The sequence below is a fragment of the Herbidospora solisilvae genome, assembly GCF_009901565.1.
Taxonomy (GTDB): Bacteria; Actinomycetota; Actinomycetes; order Streptosporangiales; family Streptosporangiaceae; genus Herbidospora; species Herbidospora solisilvae.
Map to the genome: position 1 here is coordinate 376,650 of NZ_WXEW01000008.1, position 18,601 is coordinate 395,250.

At 70.7% G+C, this 18,601-nt stretch carries 19 protein-coding genes, 1 tRNA gene and 1 pseudogene; 13 read left to right on the forward strand and 8 right to left on the reverse strand.

Annotation, left to right across the window (positions count from 1 at the left end; translation table 11 throughout):
• Window positions 1–4: 4 nt before the first annotated feature.
• The 3 genes from GT755_RS41335 to GT755_RS27730 all read left to right on the forward strand — a co-directional run bounded on the left by GT755_RS41335 (window position 5) and on the right by GT755_RS27730 (window position 3,081).
• Window positions 5–817 carry a class F sortase gene (locus GT755_RS41335; RefSeq protein ID WP_161482535.1) on the forward strand — a complete coding sequence of 271 codons (813 nt, stop codon included), beginning with the start codon at window positions 5–7 and terminating at the stop codon, window positions 815–817.
• 21 nt (window positions 818–838) lie between these two features.
• The gene (locus tag GT755_RS27725; protein WP_161482536.1) at window positions 839–1,864 is read left to right on the forward strand and encodes a hypothetical protein; all 1,026 of its coding nucleotides are present in this window, start codon (window positions 839–841) and stop codon (window positions 1,862–1,864) included.
• A 71-nt stretch (window positions 1,865–1,935) separates the two neighbouring features.
• A complete protein-coding gene (locus GT755_RS27730) occupies window positions 1,936–3,081 on the forward strand; it encodes an acetyl-CoA C-acetyltransferase (RefSeq protein WP_161482679.1) in 1,146 nt (381 codons plus the stop codon).
• On the opposite strand, the gene GT755_RS27735 is transcribed toward GT755_RS27730, so the two are convergent.
• The 3 genes and pseudogenes from GT755_RS27735 to GT755_RS41345 form a co-directional block, all read right to left on the reverse strand.
• Window positions 3,078–3,437, reverse strand: a complete 360-nt coding sequence (locus tag GT755_RS27735) for a VOC family protein (protein WP_161482537.1) — start codon at window positions 3,435–3,437, stop codon at window positions 3,078–3,080. The genes GT755_RS27730 and GT755_RS27735 overlap by 4 nt on opposite strands.
• Window positions 3,438–3,602: 165 nt before the next feature.
• Complete coding sequence (locus tag GT755_RS41340; protein WP_328794521.1) at window positions 3,603–3,812, reverse strand: substrate-binding domain-containing protein; 210 nt, start codon at window positions 3,810–3,812, stop codon at window positions 3,603–3,605.
• Window positions 3,728–4,048: pseudogene (locus GT755_RS41345) on the reverse strand (hypothetical protein); the annotation flags it as partial. The pseudogene GT755_RS41345 and the gene GT755_RS41340, both read right to left, overlap by 85 nt.
• Between GT755_RS41345 and GT755_RS41350 the strand changes: the two are divergent.
• A complete protein-coding gene (locus GT755_RS41350; protein ID WP_328794518.1) occupies window positions 4,037–4,606 on the forward strand; it encodes a hypothetical protein in 570 nt (189 codons plus the stop codon). The pseudogene GT755_RS41345 and the gene GT755_RS41350 overlap by 12 nt on opposite strands.
• 113 nt (window positions 4,607–4,719) lie before the next feature.
• On the opposite strand, the gene GT755_RS27745 is transcribed toward GT755_RS41350, so the two are convergent.
• The 3 genes from GT755_RS27745 to GT755_RS27755 all read right to left on the reverse strand — a co-directional run bounded on the left by GT755_RS27745 (window position 4,720) and on the right by GT755_RS27755 (window position 7,676).
• Complete coding sequence (locus GT755_RS27745; protein ID WP_161482538.1) at window positions 4,720–6,102, reverse strand: sensor histidine kinase; 1,383 nt, start codon at window positions 6,100–6,102, stop codon at window positions 4,720–4,722.
• Window positions 6,103–6,132: 30 nt separating this feature from the next.
• A complete protein-coding gene (locus tag GT755_RS27750) occupies window positions 6,133–6,819 on the reverse strand; it encodes a response regulator transcription factor (protein WP_161482539.1) in 687 nt (228 codons plus the stop codon).
• 128 nt (window positions 6,820–6,947) lie between these two features.
• Window positions 6,948–7,676 (reverse strand): class I SAM-dependent methyltransferase, encoded by a 729-nt coding sequence (locus tag GT755_RS27755; protein ID WP_161482540.1) that lies wholly within the window; start codon window positions 7,674–7,676, stop codon window positions 6,948–6,950.
• Between the two features lie 102 nt (window positions 7,677–7,778).
• Here GT755_RS27755 and GT755_RS27760 point away from each other — a divergent pair, with 102 nt between their 5' ends.
• The 4 genes from GT755_RS27760 to GT755_RS27775 are packed head-to-tail and all read left to right on the forward strand — an operon-like array spanning window position 7,779 to window position 13,045.
• Window positions 7,779–9,746 (forward strand): ATP-binding protein, encoded by a 1,968-nt coding sequence (locus tag GT755_RS27760; RefSeq protein ID WP_161482541.1) that lies wholly within the window; start codon window positions 7,779–7,781, stop codon window positions 9,744–9,746.
• A gap of 24 nt (window positions 9,747–9,770) precedes the next feature.
• Entirely contained in the window at window positions 9,771–11,801 is a 2,031-nt protein-coding gene (locus tag GT755_RS27765; protein ID WP_161482542.1) for an ATP-binding protein, read from the forward strand.
• Window positions 11,788–12,351, forward strand: a complete 564-nt coding sequence (locus tag GT755_RS27770; RefSeq protein ID WP_161482543.1) for an RNA polymerase sigma factor — start codon at window positions 11,788–11,790, stop codon at window positions 12,349–12,351. The genes GT755_RS27765 and GT755_RS27770 overlap by 14 nt, the downstream gene beginning before the upstream one ends.
• Entirely contained in the window at window positions 12,338–13,045 is a 708-nt protein-coding gene (locus GT755_RS27775; protein ID WP_161482544.1) for a hypothetical protein, read from the forward strand. Before GT755_RS27770 ends, GT755_RS27775 begins: the two co-directional genes overlap by 14 nt.
• Here the strand turns inward: GT755_RS27775 and GT755_RS27780 are convergent.
• Window positions 13,034–14,047 (reverse strand): adenosine deaminase, encoded by a 1,014-nt coding sequence (locus GT755_RS27780; protein WP_161482545.1) that lies wholly within the window; start codon window positions 14,045–14,047, stop codon window positions 13,034–13,036. The two genes, GT755_RS27775 and GT755_RS27780, sit on opposite strands and share 12 nt — an antisense overlap.
• Window positions 14,048–14,120: 73 nt before the next feature.
• Between GT755_RS27780 and GT755_RS27785 the strand changes: the two genes are divergently transcribed.
• Entirely contained in the window at window positions 14,121–14,615 is a 495-nt protein-coding gene (locus GT755_RS27785; protein WP_030451522.1) for a SigE family RNA polymerase sigma factor, read from the forward strand.
• Window positions 14,612–15,550 carry a PASTA domain-containing protein gene (locus GT755_RS27790; protein WP_161482546.1) on the forward strand — a complete coding sequence of 313 codons (939 nt, stop codon included), beginning with the start codon at window positions 14,612–14,614 and terminating at the stop codon, window positions 15,548–15,550. Before GT755_RS27785 ends, GT755_RS27790 begins: the two co-directional genes overlap by 4 nt.
• Window positions 15,551–15,918: 368 nt before the next feature.
• Here the strand turns inward: GT755_RS27790 and GT755_RS27795 are convergent, their stop codons facing one another.
• On the reverse strand, window positions 15,919–17,118 hold the full coding sequence (locus GT755_RS27795) for a pyridoxal phosphate-dependent aminotransferase (RefSeq protein ID WP_161482547.1): 1,200 nt from the start codon (window positions 17,116–17,118) through the stop codon (window positions 15,919–15,921).
• A 182-nt stretch (window positions 17,119–17,300) separates the two neighbouring features.
• Between GT755_RS27795 and GT755_RS27800 the strand changes: the two genes are divergently transcribed.
• The 3 genes from GT755_RS27800 (at window position 17,301) to nusG (ending at window position 18,512) form a co-directional block, all read left to right on the forward strand.
• A tRNA-Trp gene (locus GT755_RS27800) sits at window positions 17,301–17,373 on the forward strand.
• A gap of 72 nt (window positions 17,374–17,445) precedes the next feature.
• A complete protein-coding gene (gene secE / locus GT755_RS27805) occupies window positions 17,446–17,700 on the forward strand; it encodes a preprotein translocase subunit SecE (RefSeq protein ID WP_030451517.1) in 255 nt (84 codons plus the stop codon).
• Window positions 17,701–17,744: 44 nt separating this feature from the next.
• A complete protein-coding gene (nusG, locus tag GT755_RS27810) occupies window positions 17,745–18,512 on the forward strand; it encodes a transcription termination/antitermination protein NusG (protein ID WP_161482548.1) in 768 nt (255 codons plus the stop codon).
• Window positions 18,513–18,601: the final 89 nt, after the last annotated feature.

Sequence of the window (18,601 nt, forward strand, 5' to 3'; positions counted from 1 at the left end):
GCCGGTGACCGGCTACTACCCGCAGGATCCCAACCAGCCGCAGCAGGGCTACGTCTACTACCAGCAGGTTCCGGCGCCGCAGCCGGAGCCTGAGGGGAAGAACGGCACGCAGCTCGTGCGGTTGGTGTTGATCATCGCCGCGGTCGCCGGTCTCCTGACGGTCGGGCTCGGCCTCGTGTTCATCCTGGGCAACCCGGAGGAGTACAGCGAGCCTGACCGGGTCAAATTCAACGTCACCAACGGCATGCTCCCCGAGGTCGGCCGTGGCGGCGGTCCCGAGTTGCCGCAGGCCGTGCCCGAGGCGCCGGCGCCGCTGCCTCCGCTGACGCCCGTCGCGCCCATGAGCCAGCCGTCGTCGCCCAAGCGCCTGATCGTCAAGCGGCTGAACATCGACGCGCCGGTGCGTTCGGTAGGGCTCGACAAGACCGGTGCTATCGAGCCGCCGCCGCTCGCCAACACGAACCTGGTCGGCTGGTACCGGAAGGGACCGACCCCGGGTTCGCCCGGGCCGGCCACGCTGGTGGGTCACCGCGACACCGCGACCTCGCCCGCGGTGTTCAACCGGCTGGCCGAGCTGCGCTACGGCGACACCATCGAAGTGGTACGGCAGGACGGCACCGTCGCGATCTTCACCGTCGGCGGTATCGAGCAGGCCGACAAGACGACGTTCCCGACCGAGCGGGTCTACGGCGACAGCGACATGGCCGAGCTCAGATTGATCACATGTGCCGGAACATTCAACCGCACCACCCGTCACTACGTAGACAATGTCATCGTTTACGCGACGATGACAGGGACGCGCCTAGCCTCGTCCTGACTTCTACGTAAGGAGGGGCACATGGGTCTTCTCTCCAATCTGCTGCTGCCTGGCCGTCTTCGCACCGGCCCCACGGTCGTGGTGCCCGCCAAGACCAAGCCCGAGGCGATCCTGGAGATCGTCCGGCTGGCCGACCCACAGGCGGAACTCGACGGCGCCGACGTGCTGGCCGCCGCGACCCGCATCCACGACGCCGTCGAGCTCACCCCCGACCTCCAGAAGAAGCTCGGCCTCGACGGCGAGGAGAAGCTCTGGGCACACCGCGTGGTGGCCGAGCGCCCGCTGCCGGTCGACTACTACGACAAGCTGCTGGCGGCGGGACTGGCCTACCGCCTGGGCGGCTACTGCCTGTGCGAGGGCTCGGCCGACGACCCGGCCGAGGACGTCGAGCTGGAGTACGTGGTCTACCTCCCGGCGGTCGAGGAGTCGGAGCTGACCCCTGCGCTAGAGAAGATCCTCGGCACGGAGGAGGACGCCGACCCGACCGTGCCGGACACCGAGTCGAGCGCCGCCGCCATGGGGGACGGATCCGAAATTTCCGGACTCGAATCCGGAAGCGGCATCGCGATCGCCGAGCCGGAGGGCGACGCCGAAGCGGCAGGAACCGTGGCCAAACCGGATGCCGCCGAGAGCGAGTCCGCCGAAGCCACAGCCGGTGTGGGTGAAGCCGTGACCGGTGACGACACCGGCGACACTGCCGAAGGTGATGCCTCGGAGGACGTCGAGGAAGGCGGCGCCGAGTCCGCCTCCGCCAACCCGCGTAGGTCGCGCTGGTCCTCCGACGGCGTCTACGAAGCCGCCGGTTTCCGGGTCTCCGTCACCCCCGTGCACCGTTTCCCCGCCGCCGTCGCCGGGCTCATGCCCTATGCCACCGAGGTCGTCAGGATCGCCGTCAGCGCCACCGAGGAGCTCGACGGTGACGCCCGGATGCTCGATCCCGGCAACGTCGCCCTGGCCCTCGGTACCGCCCTTGACGGTCCCGTGGTCGACCATTGGGGATTCCAGGTCTTCGAGCCCGCCGATCTGCTACCGCCCAGGAGCGTCTAGGAAGCGACTGTTGTAGCCTCCGAAGTAACGACCGAATGTTGCTCGGTTTCGTGACACAGGTGGAGGCCATCGTGGCAGAGGCGTACATCGTCGGTGCGGTTCGTACTCCCGTCGGCAGGAAGAAGGGCGGGCTGTCGGCCGTCCATCCGGTCGATCTGGCCGCGTATCCGCTGAAGGAGCTCATCGACCGGACCGGGGTCGACCCGTCCGCCGTCGACGACGTGATCATGGGCTGCGTCATGCAGTTCGGGCCGCAGTCCATGGACATCGCGCGGAACGCGTGGCTGAGCGCGGGGCTGCCCGAGAGCGTGGCGGGTGTCACGATCGACCGGCAGTGCGGGTCGTCGCAGCAGTCGATCCACTTCGCCGCCCAGGGCGTCATGTCGGGTACGCAGGACCTGGTGGTGGCGGCCGGGGTCGAGTCGATGTCGATCGTCCCGATGGGGTCCAGCATCACGGCCGCCCTGGAAAAGGGCATGCCGTTCCCGTTCGGCGAGAAGTGGGTCGAGCGCTACGGCATGCAGGAGATCTCCCAGTTCCGGGGCGCCGAGCTGATGGCCGAGAAGTGGGACTTCTCCCGCGAGGACATGGACCGCTACGCCTACGAGAGCCACCAGCGCGCCGCCAAGGCCGTCGCGAACGGCTACTTCAAGGACCAGATCGTCCCGGTCAACGGCGTCGAGGACGACGAGGGCCCGCGCCCCGACACGACGCTCGAGAAGATGGCCTCGCTGAAGCTGCTGCGGGAGGGCGGCCGGATCACGGCCGCGACCTCCTCGCAGATCTCCGACGGCGCCGGCGCGATCCTGGTGGCCTCGGAGCAGGCCGTACGCGACCACAACCTGACGCCCAGGGCCCGCGTCGTCACCCTGGCGCTCACCGGCGACGACCCGGTCTACATGCTGACCGCGCCGATCTCGGCGACGAAGAAGGCGCTGAAGCGGGCCGGGCTGAGCATCGGTGACATCGACGTGGTCGAGATCAACGAGGCGTTCGCGCCGGTCCCGATGGCCTGGATGAAGGAGCTCGACGCCGACCCCGACAGGACCAACCCGAACGGCGGCGCGATCGCCCTGGGCCACCCGCTGGGCGGCACCGGCGCGATCCTGATGACCAAGCTCCTGCACGAGCTAGAGCGCACCGGCGGCCGCTACGGCCTGCAGACGATGTGTGAGGGCGGCGGTCAGGCCAACGTCACCATCATCGAGCGGCTCTAGCGTTCGGGGCAGACGTCGATCAGGTGCCCTTCGGGATCGGCGATCACGGTCCAGTGGTCGCCGCCCGGCTGGAAGTCGGGCTTGGTGGCACCCAGGGCGAGATACTCCTCGACCGCCTTGGCGACGTCGGGCACCCGGACGTCGAAGTGGAACTGCTTGCCCGGTCCCGGCCACGGGGCCGGGGCCCGCTCGGGGACCTGCTGGAAGTAGAGGGTCGTGGTGCCGTCGCCGATGGCGCTGTACTCGTCCTGGGAGTGCTGGACCTCGAAGCCGAAGATCGTGGCGTAGAACTCGGCGAGGATCTTCGGTTCGGCGCAGTCGATGTTCACTGCGATCAGTTTCGCGATCGTGGTCATGCGTCCGATCCTCCTCGCGATACCTGCCAGGGCGTGTCAGGAATTCCGGGCGCGGTGGAGTCGCGCATGACCAGGCGGGTCGGCATGCTGTTCACGCCCGGTGTAGCCCTGCCGTCGATGGCGGCGAACAGGTGCTGGGCGGCGGTGTGGCCGAGGCGCTCCAGGTCAGGGGTCGATCGTGGTGAGGGTGGGCCGGGTCTCCTCCGACAGCACCTCCCAGTTGTCGTAGCCGACGACCGCGATGTCGTCGGGCACCCGCCGGCCGCGTTCCCTGACGCCTCGACGAAGCCGGCGGCGATCTGGTCGTTTCCGCAGAACACCGCGTCGATCGCGGGGTCGTTCAGCAGCAGCATGTCGGCCGCGAGGCGGCCCCACCGCTGGGACCAGGCGCCGTAGAGCGTCTCGCCGGCTTGCGCCAGGCCGGCCTCCTCCAGGGTCTCGCGCACGCCCTCGGCCCGGTCGGTGCTTTTCACCGTTCCGCTCACGCCCGCGGCGGCCCACGCCGAACCGGCCACTCTGACCTGGTCGGTGCAGCCCGCGAACGCGGCGGGTCCGGACGGCCGCCGCTGGATCGAGCTCTCCCTCGACCCCGTCAGACCGTGACCGAGCACCTGGCGGTGCGGAACTTCAGCGACGGCGAGGCGGTCTTCGCCCTCAAGGCGGCCGACGGCTACCTGACCGACAAGGGCCGGTTCAACATGCTCCGGTCCGACCAGGCCTCCACGGACGGCGGCACCTGGATCGACGTCCAGAAGGAGGTGAAGGTCGCGGCCAACGCGACCACGGTCGTGCCGTTCACCATCACCGCGCCGAAGGACGCCGCCCCCGGCGACCACCCGGCCGGCGTCGCCGCCACGGTCACCAGCGCCGGCGGCACGGTCGCCGTGGAGAGCCGGGTCGGCTTCCGCGTCATGATGCGCGCCACCGGCACGGTCCGGGCGCAGGTGGCGGTCACCGGCCTGACGGCCACTTATGAGCAGCCGTGGAACCCCTTCTCCTCCGGCGTGGGCAACGTCGCGGAGATCTTCCCCGGCGACAGCCGGACCGTGGCGACCAGGATCGGCGGCGTCTGGGCCCTGGGCCCCATGTCGGCGAACGTCACCGTGACCCCCTCGGTCGAGGGCGGCACCCCCATGAGCGCCGACGTGACGCTCTGGACCGTCCCGTAGCCGCAACTGGCCCTGATCGTGCTGGTCGCGGCGCTCTCCCTCGGCTACCGGGCGATCATGCAGCGCCGTCGCAGGCGCCTGGACGACCTGCTGGCCCGCGCCGAGGCCCTGAGCTAGACCTCGCTCATGACGGCCGTGCGCGCGGTGGGCAACGCCACGTGCACGGTCGTCCCGTTGCCGGGGGCCGAGGTGATCCAGCAGCGCCCGCCGTGCGCGTCGGTGATGGCCTTCACGATGGCCAGCCCGAGGCCCGCCCCGCCGGTGGCGCGTTCCGACGAGCCCCGGGTGAACCGGTCGAACGCGCGGGCGACCTGCTCGGCGGGCATGCCCGGGCCCTGGTCGGTGATCTCCAGGAGCACCCGGGCGTCGTCCTGCGCCAGGTGGATGAGCGCGGGGGTGCCTTCGGGGGTGTGCGCGCGTACGTTGGCCAGCAGGTTAACCATGATCTGCCGGACCCTGGCCTCGTCGACCACCGCGACCAGCGAGTCGGGGGCGTCGACGACGAGAGGGGCGCCGGGGTTCAGCGCGCCCGCGTCGGCGGCGGCCTCCCTGACCACCTCGGCCAGGTCGGTGGCGGCCAGGCTGAGGGTCGCGCCCTTGTCGAGGCGGGCCAGCTCCAGCATCTCGGTGACCAGGTTGCCCATGCGGGTGGCCTCGTCCTCGATGCGGCCCATGATCTTGGGCAGTTCCTCGGGCGGGATCGCGCCGGCGCGGTAGAGCTCGGCGTAGCCGCGTACCGTCGACAGCGGCGTGCGCAGCTCGTGGGAGGCGTCCGCGGCGAAGCGGCGGACCCGCTCCTCGGAGGTCCAGCGGTCGCGGAACGCCTCGGAGATGCGGTCGAGCATCAGGTTGATGGCGCTGCCCAGCCGCCCGACCTCGGTGGCGCCCTCGGGCATCCGGGCCGACAGGTCGCCGCCCTGGGCGATCCGCAGGGCCGTGCGCGACATCCGGTCGAGCGGCGACAGGCCCGACACGATCAGCAGCCGCCCGCCCAGGGCCAGCAGCGCGATCAGCAGCCCGCCCGTGACCAGCTCGGCCAGCAGCAGGTGGCGGACCGGGTCGCCGACGACGTCGAACGGCACCGCCACGACCACGATGCTGGTTCCGGTACGGTCCTTCGCCGCGCTCGCGAGCAGGTCGTCACCCAGCCGGAAGGTGCGTCCGGCGGCGGCGTGCCCGCCCAGCCGGTCGGCGCCGAGGTCGGAGAGCATTCCCGGCACCTTCGACGACTGCGGGAAGTCGCCGTTGACCAGCGCGGGCCGCCCGCTCTCCAGGTTGACCTGCGCGACCGCGAACGGCGAACCGGCGAGCGCCTGGGTGACCGACTCCACGGCGTCGACCCGCCGGGTGGCGGTCGCCGTGGCCGCCAGCAACTGGCTCTCCAGCCGGCTGGTCAGGTGCTGTTCCAGCACCACCGCGCTCGTGACCGACAGGACGACCAGCAGGATCGTGCTCACCACGAGCAGCCCGGCCAGCAGCCGGGAGCGGAGCGACATCGTCAACGCCATTTCGTCTGGCCCCGATCGTCAGGGCCGCAGAGCGTATCCCACGCCACGTTGCGTGTGGATCAGAGGTGGTCCGAGCGGGTCCAGCTTCCGCCGCAGATAGGAGATGTAGGTCTCCAGCACCTGCGACGAACCGCCGTACCCCCAGACCTGGTCGAGCAGTTGCCGTTTGGTCAGCACCAGCCCGGGATGTTCCATCAGGAAGGCGAGCAGCCGGAACTCGGTCGGCGACAACTCCACCCTGACCCCGCCGCGGCGCACCTCCCACCGGGCCTCGTCGAGTTCGAGATCGGCGACCCGCAGCACGTCACGGCTGGGGCGCTCCGCGACGTCGGGCACGGTCGTCCGGCGCAGCACCGCCCGCACCCGCGCGACCAGCGCCTCCACCGAGAAGGGTTTGGTGACGTAGTCGTCGCCTCCCATGGTGAGCCCGCGAACGGTGTCGGAGACGGTGTCGCGCGCGGTCAGGAAGATGACGGGGGTGGTCGCGCCCTCGGCCCTGACCCGGCGGCAGATCTCGAACCCGTCGATGTCGGGGAGCATCACGTCGAGCACGATGAGGTCGGGCCTGCGGTCGGCGAACTCGCGAAGCGCGTCGCGCCCGTTGGGCACCGCTTTGACGGTGAACCCGTGGAAGCGGAGGGCCACCTCGATGATGTCGCGGATGTTCGGGTCGTCTTCGACGACGAGGATCCTGGTCTCACTCATGGCGAGCTCAAGTATGGTGCTTTTCTCCCACTAAAAGCCCCATATCGGTCACATCGTGGCGTCTCATGCGCCACACCTTCTCCTCCGCGTCTGTGGCGCCTGGAGGAGAAGGGTGAGAAAAGCCTGAGTTATTTCACCGTCGCGACGCAGAAGACGGTCTGGCCGAACGGCGGGGTGATGAACCGCTCGATGAACCGCGTGGCCGGCACGACCGTCCGGTCGTAGATCTTGACCAGGCGCGGGTCGGGATAGCCGACGCCGCCCCGGCGCACGGCCGCCCACCAGGCGATGCCGCCCAGGAAGTTGATCGGCTTCAGCGTGTGGATGCCGAGCCCGGCTTCGCGCACCGTCGCGCCGAGCGTCTTGGGGGTGTAACGGGTGACGTGCCCGACCTTCTTGTCGAAGTCGCCGTAGAGCTGCATGTAACCGGGCACCCAAATGATGATCTTGCCGCCGGGCTGGGTGACGCGGGCCAGCGAACGCAGCGCCTCGACGTCCTCCTCGATGTGCTCCAGCACATTCATCAGCACGACCGTGTCGACCTTCTCCTCAAGCGGGATGTCGGTCGGCAACCCGAACTGCAGCACGCCCACGTCGGGGTTGTCGGCGAACCGCTTCTCCAGCTGCTCGACGCAGTAGGGGTCGAAGTCGCTCGTCACCAGACGGTCGAGCCGCGGCAGGAACTGCTCGGCGAAGTGACCGAGACCGGAACCGATCTCCAGCATCGACCGGCCGACGTGCGGGGCAACCATGTCGAACTCGTATTGCCGGTAGTTGCGCGCCTCGTCGCCGCCCAGATGGTTCTCCAGGGCTTCGTCTCCGGCCGCGGGCTGTACTACACGGTCGTACCCAGACATGGCTCCTCATTCGTCGGTGGCGGTCCGAGCGAGTCTAGTGCCCAGGAGAATGACGCTGATTCTCTTCTGCGGCATCTCCCACTACAGAGTTACGATTCGTTAATGCGTGCCGAGGTGACCAGTTTCATCGGCCGGGAGCCGGAGATCACCGAGATCGCGCGTCTGCTCGAGGTCTCCCGCCTGGTGACGCTCACCGGTGTGGGGGGCGTCGGCAAGTCCCGGCTGGCGAGCCGGGTCGCCGCCGTGGCGCAGGCCGGTTTCCCCGGCGGGGTGTTCGTCGCCGACCTCGCCAAGGTCGGCGAGCCCGATCTGCTCGCCGTCGCCGTCGCCGACGCGATGCGGCTGACCGATCGCACCGCCCGCCCGGCCGACGAGGTGCTGACCGCCCATCTGGCCGACCGCCGCGCGCTGCTGGTGCTCGACGGCGCCGACCGGCTCGTCGACGCGTGCGCCAAGCTGGCCGAGCTGCTGCTGCGCGGCGCTCCCGGGTTGCGGGTGCTGGTCACCAGCAGGCAGCCGCTCGACGTGGCCGGGGAGCACCTGTTCGCGGTGGCGCCGATGAACCGTACCGAGGCGCTCGAACTGCTGGCCGACCGGGCGGGGCGGGTGGTCGCCGACGACGCCGGGTTGTGCGACCGGCTCGACGGGATCCCGCTGGCGATCGAGCTGGCCGCCGTGCGGCTCGCCGAGTTCCCGGTCGAGGAACTGGTGCGCCGGCTCGACGACCGGTTCCGGCTGCTCGACGGGCTGCGCGCGGCGATCGGGTTGAGCCACGAGTTGTGCTCCCCGGCCGAACGCCTGTTGTGGGCGCGCCTGTCGGTGTTCGCCGGGTCGTTCGGGCTGGCCGCCGCCGAGGAGGTGTGCGCCGACCGCACCCTCCCCGCCCACGCGCTGCTCGGGCTGATCAGCGGTCTGGTCGACCGGTCGATCGTGGTGCGCGCCGGCGGGCAGTACCGGCTGCTCGACACCGTGCGCGACTACGGCGAGGAGTGGCTGCACCGGCTGGGCCCCGACGAGACCGACCGGTTGCGGCGCAAGCACAAGAACCACTACCTGCGGCTGGCCCGGCGCGGCGAGTCGCAGTGGTTCGGGCCCGGCCAGCAGAAGATCTACGCCCGCACCCACGCCGAGCACGGCAACTTCCGGGCCGCCCTGGAGTTCTGCGTCTCCACCCCGGGCGAGGAGCGCGACGGCCTCGACCTGGCCGCCACCCTGTGGTTCTACTGGGTCTGCTGCGGCCATCTCGGCGAGGGCCGTCACTGGCTGGAGCAGGTGCTCGACTCCGATCCTTCGCCCACGCCCGAGCGGGCCAAGGCGTTGTGGGTGGCCGGGTATGTCGCGATCATGATGGGCGACACCGCCAGGGCCACGGCGTTGCTGGCCGAGTGCCGCGAGCGCGGCGACGACCGGTCGCGGGCCCGCGCGGTGCAGCGGCTGGGCGCGCTGGCGATGCTGGCCGACGAGCTCGACCGGGCGATCCCGCTGCTGCTCCACGCGCTGGCCGAATACGAGGACATGGGGCTGCTCGACACCCACGTGCTGATGGGCAAGATCGAGCTGGCCATGGCCCAGGCGTTCACCGGCCGGCTCGAACCGGCCGGGGTGATCTGCCGCGACGTGCGGCGGCTCTGCGAAGACCACGGCGAGAGGTGGGTGCTCGCCTACGTCTGTTACGTGGAGGCCTATCTCGCGTGGGGGTCGGGCGACCACGCCGGGGCCGAGCGGCTGGTGCGCGAGTCGCTGACGTACAGCAGGGTCTTCAACGATCTGATCGGCACGGTGCTCGACGTCGAACTGCTCGCGCTGGTGCTGGTCGGCACCGGCGACGCCGCCGGCGGCGCGCTGCTGCAGGGCGCGGCGGCGGTCGTCTGGGAGTCGGTCGGTTCTCCTCTGTACGGCTCCCGCCACTTCACCGCCGCCCACGAGGAATGCGCCAGAAAGGCGGCACTCGAACTGGGTGAAGAGGCCTACCAGACGGCGCTGGCGCGCGGCCGGAGAATGGGACTCGACCGCGCATTAGAAATTTCCACCCGAGGTAGAGAATTATCCACCTCCGCCCCTCAAACGTGATTGCGCCGTGAAACCCTGACGGCCGTGAACCTTCCGGCGGAAACCAGTACCTTCGTCGGGCGAGACGCGGAGTTGTCCGAGGTCGGCCGACTGATCACCGAGTCGTCGGTGGTGACGCTCGCCGGTCCGGGCGGCGTGGGGAAGACGCGTCTGGCATTCCGCGTGGCGGCCCAACACGCCAGGGTTCACCTGGAGCCGGTCCGGGTGGCCGAATTGGCCGCCGAGCGCAACGGCGATCTGCTCGCCCACGCGGTCTCCGCTGCGCTCGGCCTTCCGGAACAGTCGGTCCGGCCCCAGGGCGAGGTGCTGGCCGCGCACCTCGCCGACAGCCGGCTGCTGATCCTGCTCGACACCGTCGAACACCTCGTCGGGCCCGCCCGCGCCCTGGTCGGCCAGGTGCTCGCGAAGGCGCCCGGCGTGCGTTTCCTGGTCACCAGCCGCCAGCCGCTCGGCCACCCGGCCGAACGTGTCTTCCGGGTCCGCCCGCTCGCCGAGACCGACGCCCTGCGCCTGTTCGCCGAACGCGCCGCCGCCGTCATGCCCGGCTTCACCTCCGACGAGGAGGTCGCCCAGCTCTGCCGGCGGATGGAGGGCCTGCCGCTGGCCATCGAACTGGCCGCCCGGCGGTTGCGCTCGATGACCCCCAAAGAGCTGGCCGACCGGCTCGACGACCGGTTCGCGCTGCTTTCGGGCCACCCGGGCCGCACCGGTCGGCACGCCGCGCTGCGGACGTCGGTCGGCTGGAGCCACGAGTTGTGCACCCCCGACGAGCGGCTGCTCTGGGCCCGGTTGTCGGTGTTCGCCGGGTCGTTCGAGACCGAGGCCGCGCAGTACGTCTGCGGCGACGACCGGCTGCCCAACGTGCCCGGCACCCTGGCGAGGCTGGCCGACAAGTCGGTCGTCTGCGCCGTCGGCGAGCGCTTCCACATGCTGGAGACGGTCCGCGTCTACGGCCAGGAGTGGCTGCGCGAACTCGGCGAGGAGGAGCACATGATGCTCCGCCACCGCGACCACTACGTCTCGCTGGCCCGCCGCGCCGAGGCCGACTGGTGCGGCCCCAACCAGGCGTCGTGGTCCGACTGGGCCCGCGGCGAGATGCCGAACCTGCGCCTGGCCCTCGACCGGTGCATCGCCAGCCCGATCGGCCTCGACCTGGTCGGCCGCCTGTGGTTCGTCTGGTACTGCCTGGGCCACGCCCGCGAGGGCCGCTACTACCTGGACCGGGCGTTGGAACGTAACACCTCCGACAGCCCCCAGCGCACCCGCGCCCTGTGGGCCGCCGCCTTCGTCGCCTTCGCCCAGGGCGACCACGACCAGATGTCCGTCCGCCTCACCCAGGCCCGCGAGGCCGCCCTGGCCCAGGAGGACCCGGCCGCCATCGGCCACGCCTGCACCGGCGCGGCGAGCCTGGCGCTCTTCCAGGGCGACTTCGACGCCGTACGCCTCCTCGCCGAGGAGGCCATCGACCACCTCGACCGGGTGGGCGGTCGTTTCGTCGCCCGCCTCTCGGCGATGGCGCTGCTCGCGCTGGCCCTGATCGGCCGGGGCGACCCCGACGAGGCGATCGCCGTCCTGGAGGCCCAGCGGGCCGCGTGCGAGGCGCTCGGCGAGGCGTGGTCGCGTTCGATGGGCGACCAGATCAGGGCTGCCGCCGAACTCGGCCGGGGCGACGCCGTCACCGCCGACCGCTACGCCCGCACCTCCCTGCGCACGATCTGGCGCCTGGGCGACGTGATGGGCAGCGCGATGGCCGTCGAACGCCTGGCCGCCTGCGCCGTCGCGATGGGCGACGCCGTCCGCGCCGCCCGCCTGCTCGGCGTGGGGGAGCGGTTGTGGGCGGAGTTCGGGCCGACCCACTTCGCCCCGCCCGGCTTCGTCGAGTCGCGCGGCCGCACCGACCGCCGCTCCCGCCGCGTCCTCGGCGAACACGAATACCTGGAGGCCTACGCCGAAGGCCGGCGCCTGTCCCTCGACGGCGGCGTCGGCTACGCCCTGGGCGGTCTTCCCAATTCTGAAGCGATGCGGTGGAATCATCCCGCCGATGAATGCCGATGACCCTCCCCCTCTGACCGACGACGAAGCGGTCGGCCGTTCGCTCGCCGGTGACCTGACCGCCTACGAGGCGCTGGTCACCCGGTACACCGCGATCGCCCACCGCACGGCGTTCCTGCTCGGCGCGGGCGACGAGGCCGAGGACGTGGTCCAGGAGGCGTTCGTCAAGGCCTATCGTCATCTGAGGTCGTTCCGGCGCGACTCGGCCTTCCGGCCCTGGCTGCTGCGCATCGTGGCCAACGAGACCCACAACGCCACCCGGTCCCGGGGACGCCGGGCCGACCTGTCGGTGCGCCTGGAGGCGGTGCGGGAACCGGGCGGCCCGGAAGATCCGCAGGACACGGCGGTGGCGGGCGACCGGTCGGCGCGGTTGCTCGCGGCGGTCCGGGCCCTGCCTGATCGGGAACGTGAAGCGGTGGTCTGCCGGTATTTCCTGCAGTTGTCCGAAGCGGAGACGGCCGAGGTCCTCGACTGCCCGATCGGGTCGGTGAAGAGCCGCACCCACCGGGGTCTGCGGCGGCTGAGGGAGGAGGTGGACCGTGAACTCCTCTGACGACCCCCTCGAGGCCGAACTGCGCGCCCTGGGCGAGTCCCTCCACGTGCCGCCGCCGCCCGAGGCGATGGCCGGCCGCGTGCTGACCGCCCTCCGCGAGCCCGCGCCGAAGCGGCGTTTCACCACCAAGCGGCTGGTCGCCGTCGTGGCCGCCGTCCTGGTCGTGCTGGTCGCCGCCACCCCGCAGGGCCGCGCGGCGGTCGCCGGGGTGCTGCGGTTCGCCGGGGTCGAGATCGAGGTCGGCGGCTCCGCGCCCGTCCCGTCGGGCTCGCCCTCGCCGCTCCCGTCGGAGACCGGCGCCGCCCTGGCCGAGGCCCGGTCGGCGGTGGCCTTCCCGCTCGTCGTGCCGGCCGCGCTCGGCGAACCCGACCAGGTCAGGGTGGCCGACGGCGGTCAGGTCGTCAGCATGTACTGGGACGCGATCCGCCTCGACCAGTACGACGGGTCGCTGCGCGAGGTCTGGCACAAGGAACTCGGCGAACCGTTCCCGCAGCAGCTCTGGCTCGGCACCACCTCGGGGGTGTGGATCCCCCAGCAGCACGGCGTCGAATATCTGCCCGTGGGAGGCGGGGCGCCGGTCTCCCTGCGCCTGGCCGGCCCCACCCTCATCTGGCAGCACGGCCGCGTCGGACTCCGCCTCGAAGGCGTGCCGGACGTCGAGGAGGCCAAGAGGATCGCGGCGTCAGTTCGCTAGCCAGGCGTCGATGTCGGCGATGATCTCCTTGCGGACCGGCTCGGGGGCCGTCGACGACCGGATCGACTGGCGGGCCAGCTCGGCCAGCTCGGCGTCGGAGAAGCCGTAGACGTCCCGGGCCAGCTCGTACTGCGGCAGCAGCCGCGCCCCGAACAGGAGCGGGTCGTCGGCGCCCAGCGCGATCGGCACCCCGGCCTCGAAGAGCCTCCTCAGCGGTACGTCCTCCGGACCCCGCGCCACCCCCAGACCCACGTTGGAGAGCGGGCAGACCTCGCAGGTGATCTGCCGGTCGGCCAGCCGCTCCATCAGCCGGGGGCTCTCCGCCGCGCGTACGCCGTGACCGACCCGGTCGGCCCCCAGGTCGTCGACGCACTCGGCGACCGAGGCCGCGCCCAGCAGCTCGCCGCCGTGGGGCACCGCGAGCAGCCCGGCCCGCTTCGCGATCCGGAACGCCGCGTCGAAGTCGCGCGCCCGGCCGCGCCGCTCGTCGTTGGACAACCCGAACCCGACCACGCCCTTGTCGGCGTACTGCGCGGCCAGCCGGGCCAGGGTGCGGGCGTCGAGCGGATGGCGCGTGCGGTTGGCCGCTACGATCACCGCGACCCCGACCCCGGTCGCCGCGGACGCCTGCCGGGCCGCGTCGAGCGCCAGCTCCAGCGTCTCGGTCAGCCCGCCGAACTTCGAGGCGTAGCCCGACGGGTCGACCTGGATCTCCAGCCACCGCGACCCCTCACGGGCCTCGTCCTCGGCCGCCTCGCGGACCAGCCGGTAGACGTCTGAGGGCCGCCGGAGCACCGATCTGGCGATGTCGTAGAGCCGCTGGAACCGGAACCAGCCGCGTTCGTCGGTGGCGTGCAGTTGCGGCGGCCAGTCCTGCACCAGGGCGTCGGGCAGGTGCACCCCCTGCTCGCGGGCGAGCTCGATGAGCGTCGAATGGCGCATCGAGCCGGTGAAGTGCAGGTGGAGATGTGCCTTGGGGAGTGTTTCGAGTGGGCGCCGCATCTCCATATCCTGCCGCAACAGCACTCAACCCTTCACCCGCTTCGCGCGTTGTGGACGAGCGAAAGGGGAGCCCATGACCGATGAAGACGAAGCGGCCTTCGACGAGTTCGTGGCCGCGCGCAGCACGGCGCTGCTCCGCACCGCGATCCTCGTCTGCGGGGCCAGCGCCCACGACGCCGAGGATCTGGTTCAGGGCGCACTGGAGAAGGTCTACCGCCACTGGTCCCGCATCCGGGCCGACAACCCGGAGGCCTACGCCAGGAAAGTGGTCGTCAACAGCGCCATCACCCGCTCGCGCCGCCGGCGCGTGATCCAGGAGATCACGTTCGCCGCGCCGCCCGACACCCCCGTCGACGGCCCCGACCTCGGTCTTCGCGAAGCGATGCTGGCCGAGCTGCGCAAACTGCCGGCCCGCATGCGGGCCGTCCTGGTGCTGCGCTACTGGGAGGACCAGTCGGAGGCCGAGACCGCCACCCTGCTCGGCTGCTCGGTCGGCACGGTGAAGAGCCAGGCGGCGCGGGGGCTCGCCAGAATCCGAGAAGCGATGGTTGAAGGAGTGCCCGCATGAACGTCGAGGAAGCACTGAAAGAGGCGATGCGCGCCCAGGTGGGCGAGGTCTACGCCCCGCCGTCGATGGGCAGCGCCGTCCGGCGCCGCCGTCGCCGTTCCCTCGTCCGGTTCCGTACGGCCGGGGCCGTGCTGGTGACCGCGGCGGTCGCGGTCACCGTCCCCGTCGTGCTGACGAACACCACCCCGTCGGCGGGCCCGGCGAGCGGCGCCTCGGCGCCCGCGATCGCGGTGCCCGGGATCGTGGTGCCCGACGTGGTCGGCATGAACGCCAAGCAGGCCTACCTGCTGCTGGAGCAGGCCGGCCTGACCCCGATGCTCATGACGCCGGGAGAGGGCGGCGAAAAGGCCGGCGTGGTCGCGGGCGAGAAGGTGATCATGACCGAGCCCGCCGCGGGAACCGTCGCCGACCCGAAGGCGCTCGTCCAGATCAAGGTCCCGTGGGTGCCCGCCCCGACCGTCTCCCCGACGGCCCTTCCGGAGGACGAGGGCGGCAAGCCGGAGATCGAGAACCTGGGCGACCTCGGCGACGGCCTGACCTGGATGGGCATCCACGTCGGCTACCTTCCCGAGGGCGTGAAGTGGGGCGGCACCTCCTACGTGGGCGGCTTCGGCAAGAAGTCCGCCACCGTGCCCTACGTCACCCAGGGCCTGGAGGAGGGCATGTACTCCGTCCAGGTGATCGTCAGTGCCGACCCGCAGCTGCTCCGCCGCGACGGCCAGAAGGTCGGCCCCGCCACCTGGGTCGACGTCTACGACGAGGGCGGCGGCAAGGGCGACTTCGGCCCGTCGGCCACCCTCACCGCCAGCCGTGAGCTGTCCGGCGACCAGATGGTCCAGGTGGCGTTCAGCCCCGACTTCAGCGCCTCCCTCGGCGAGGAGCGCGCCCGCACCGAGATCGTCAAGGTGATCGAGGGCATCCGCCCCGAGAAGTAGGCAACCTCCCCCCACGGTCAGGCGTATGTGAGGGCATGACGGGATTCGCGGAATTCGTCGCCGCCCGGGGCGCCGCCCTGCTCCGGACGGCGTATCTCACCTGCGGGTCCGTCCACGAGGCCGAAGACGTGCTGCAGGCCGCCCTGGAGAAGGCCTGCCGCAACTGGTCCCGGCCCCCGCCGACGACGTCGGGCTGCGCCACGTGCCCATGGACGGCCTGCGCACCCTGCTGGGGGAGGAGGCGAAAGTGCTTCGCCGACGACGAGCTTCGCGAGGTGGTCGCCGGCAGCGGGGTTCGCGCCTCTCAGGACACCCGAGCCCGGCCTCGCGATCGCGGTCATCGTCATGGGCGAGGCCGGCCTGGACTACTAGCGGGCCTCGCCGAAGAGCTTGCCCAGCCGGGTGACCCCTTCGGCGAGGTCGTCGTCGCCCAGGGCGTAGGAGAGGCGGAAGTACCCCGGCGTGCCGAACGCCTCGCCCGGGACCACCGCGACCTCGGCCTCCTCCAGCACCAGCTCGGCCAGCTCGACCGAGGACGCCGCCCGGCGTCCCCGGATCTCCTTGCCGATCAGCTCCTTGACCGACGGGTAGACGTAGAAGGCGCCGAACGGCTCGGGGCAGACCACGCCCGGGATCTCGTTGAGCATCCGGACCATGGTCCGCCGCCGCCGGTCGAACGCGGTCCGCATCTCGGCCACCGCCGACAGGTCGCCCGACACCGCCGCCAGCGCCGCCGCCTGGGCCACGTTCGACACGTTGGACGTCGAGTGGGACTGCAGGTTGGTGGCGGCCTTCACCACGTCGGAGGGGCCGATCAGCCACCCCACCCGCCAGCCGGTCATCGCGTAGGTCTTCGCCACGCCGTTCAGCACCACGACCTTGTCGGCCAGCTCGGGGACGGCCGTCGCGATGCTGGTGAAGGTGGCGGAGCCGTACACGAGATGCTCGTAGATCTCGTCGGTCACGACCCACAGGTCGTGCTCGACCGCCCAGCGGCCGATCGCCTCGACCTGCTCGGGGGAGTAGACCGCCCCCGTGGGGTTGGACGGCGACACGAACAGCAGCGCCTTGGTCCGGTCGGTCCGGGCCGCCTCCAGCTGCTCCACCGACGCCAGATAGCCGCTGTCCTCGTCGGTGACCACGTCGACCTGGACGCCCCCGGCCAGCTTGATCGCCTCGGGGTAGGTGGTCCAGTAGGGCGCCACGACCAGCACCTCGTCACCCGGGTCGAGCAGCGTCGCGAAGACCGCGTAGACGGCGTGCTTGCCGCCGTTGGTGATCAGCACCCGGCCCGCGTCGACCTCGAACCCCGAGTCGCGCAGCGTCTTGGCCGCGATGGCCTGCTTCAGCTCCGGCAGCCCTCCCGGCGGCGTGTACTTGTGGAACCGGTCCTCCGCGCAGGCCGCCACGGCCGCCTCGACGATGTAGCCGGGCGTCGGGAAGTCGGGCTCCCCGGCGCCGAACCCGATCACGGGCCGGCCGGCGGCCTTCATCGCCTTCGCCCTGGCGTCGACGGCGAGGGTGGCTGACTCGGAAATGGCGGCGACACGCGCGGAGATTCGGCTCATGCGCACATGTTTTCAGACGGGTATCCGGCCCCCCCGCCATATCCACGATGCGGACGGTGCCGCTGACCTGCGCGGTCGTACTGGTTCGACGAAGTGACCGAACCTGCGTACACTTCCACGTCTAGTGGCCCACAACGGCGGTGAACAGTTCGCCTGTTCTCCTGTAGTGTGGTGCACGGCTTAGGGCACTAGCGCAATTGGTAGCGCACCGGTCTCCAAAACCGGCGGTTGGGGGTTCGAGTCCCTCGTGCCCTGCGGAGTGCGGTCCGCGCACTAAGGGCGTATGAGCCGCCGGTTGCGATGGACACGACGGATCAGGTGAGGACTGTGGCGATCGACACGCGCGGCGAGGCCGCGGCTCAGCCGGAAAAGCCGAGTGGCGAGAAGAAGGCCAAGCGCACCACCCCTGCCCTTTTCTATCGGCAGGCAGTAGCGGAGCTCCGCAAGGTCATCTGGCCTACGCGCAAGGAGCTGATCAACTACACCATCGTGGTCCTCGTTTTCTGCCTGATCATGGTCGGAATCGTGTCCGCACTAGACTTCCTTTTGACGCAGGGTGTGCTGGCGGTCTTCGGTTCCTGACCCGCCCAGCACAGTAAAACCCGACGGAAAGAGGAATAGCCATCGTGTCCGAGTCCCCGCTGCCGGCCGACGACTCCCGCGACGAGTGGGACGACGAGGCCGTTGAAGAGGTCGACGAGGCCGCTGACGACGCTGCGGAAGCCGACGAGGCCACCGATGTCAAGGCTTCCGCCGCCGACTCAGACGACGAGAACGTCGACGAAGACGGCGACATCCTCCCCGACGTCGACCCCGTCGAGGAGTTCAAGCGCCAACTCCGCGGCCAGCTCGGCGAGTGGTATGTGATCCACTCCTACGCCGGCTACGAGAACCGCGTGAAGCAGAACATCGAGAGCCGCACCGGCAGCCTCAACATGGAGGACTACATCTTCCAGGTCGAGGTGCCGACCCACACGGTGACCGAGTTCAAGGGCGGCAAGAAGACCCCGATCAAGGAGCGCGTGCTGCCGGGCTACGTCCTGGTCCGCATGGAGCTCACCGACGAGTCCTGGGCCGCGGTCCGCAACACCCCGGGTGTCACCGGATTCGTGGGCCTGTCCAACAAGCCCAGCCCGCTGAACCTCGACGAGGTCGCCAAGCTGCTGGCGCCCGAGCCGACCGAAGAGGTCAAGAAGGCCGCCACCAAGTCGGCCGCCTCGACCGTCGAGTTCGAGATCGGCGAGTCGGTCACCGTCATGGACGGCCCGTTCGCCACGCTCCCGGCCTCGGTCAGCGAGATCAGCCCCGAGTCGCAGAAGCTCAAGGTGCTGGTGTCGATCTTCGGTCGCGAGACCCCCGTTGAGCTGTCGTTCAACCAGGTCTCGAAGATCTGAGGCGGTCGCCTACAATTAGACGTTCGGCTAGAGCCGCTCCTTCGCGAAGGGCGGCTCGCCGACATGTTCCCCCTCCGATTCGCCGGGGG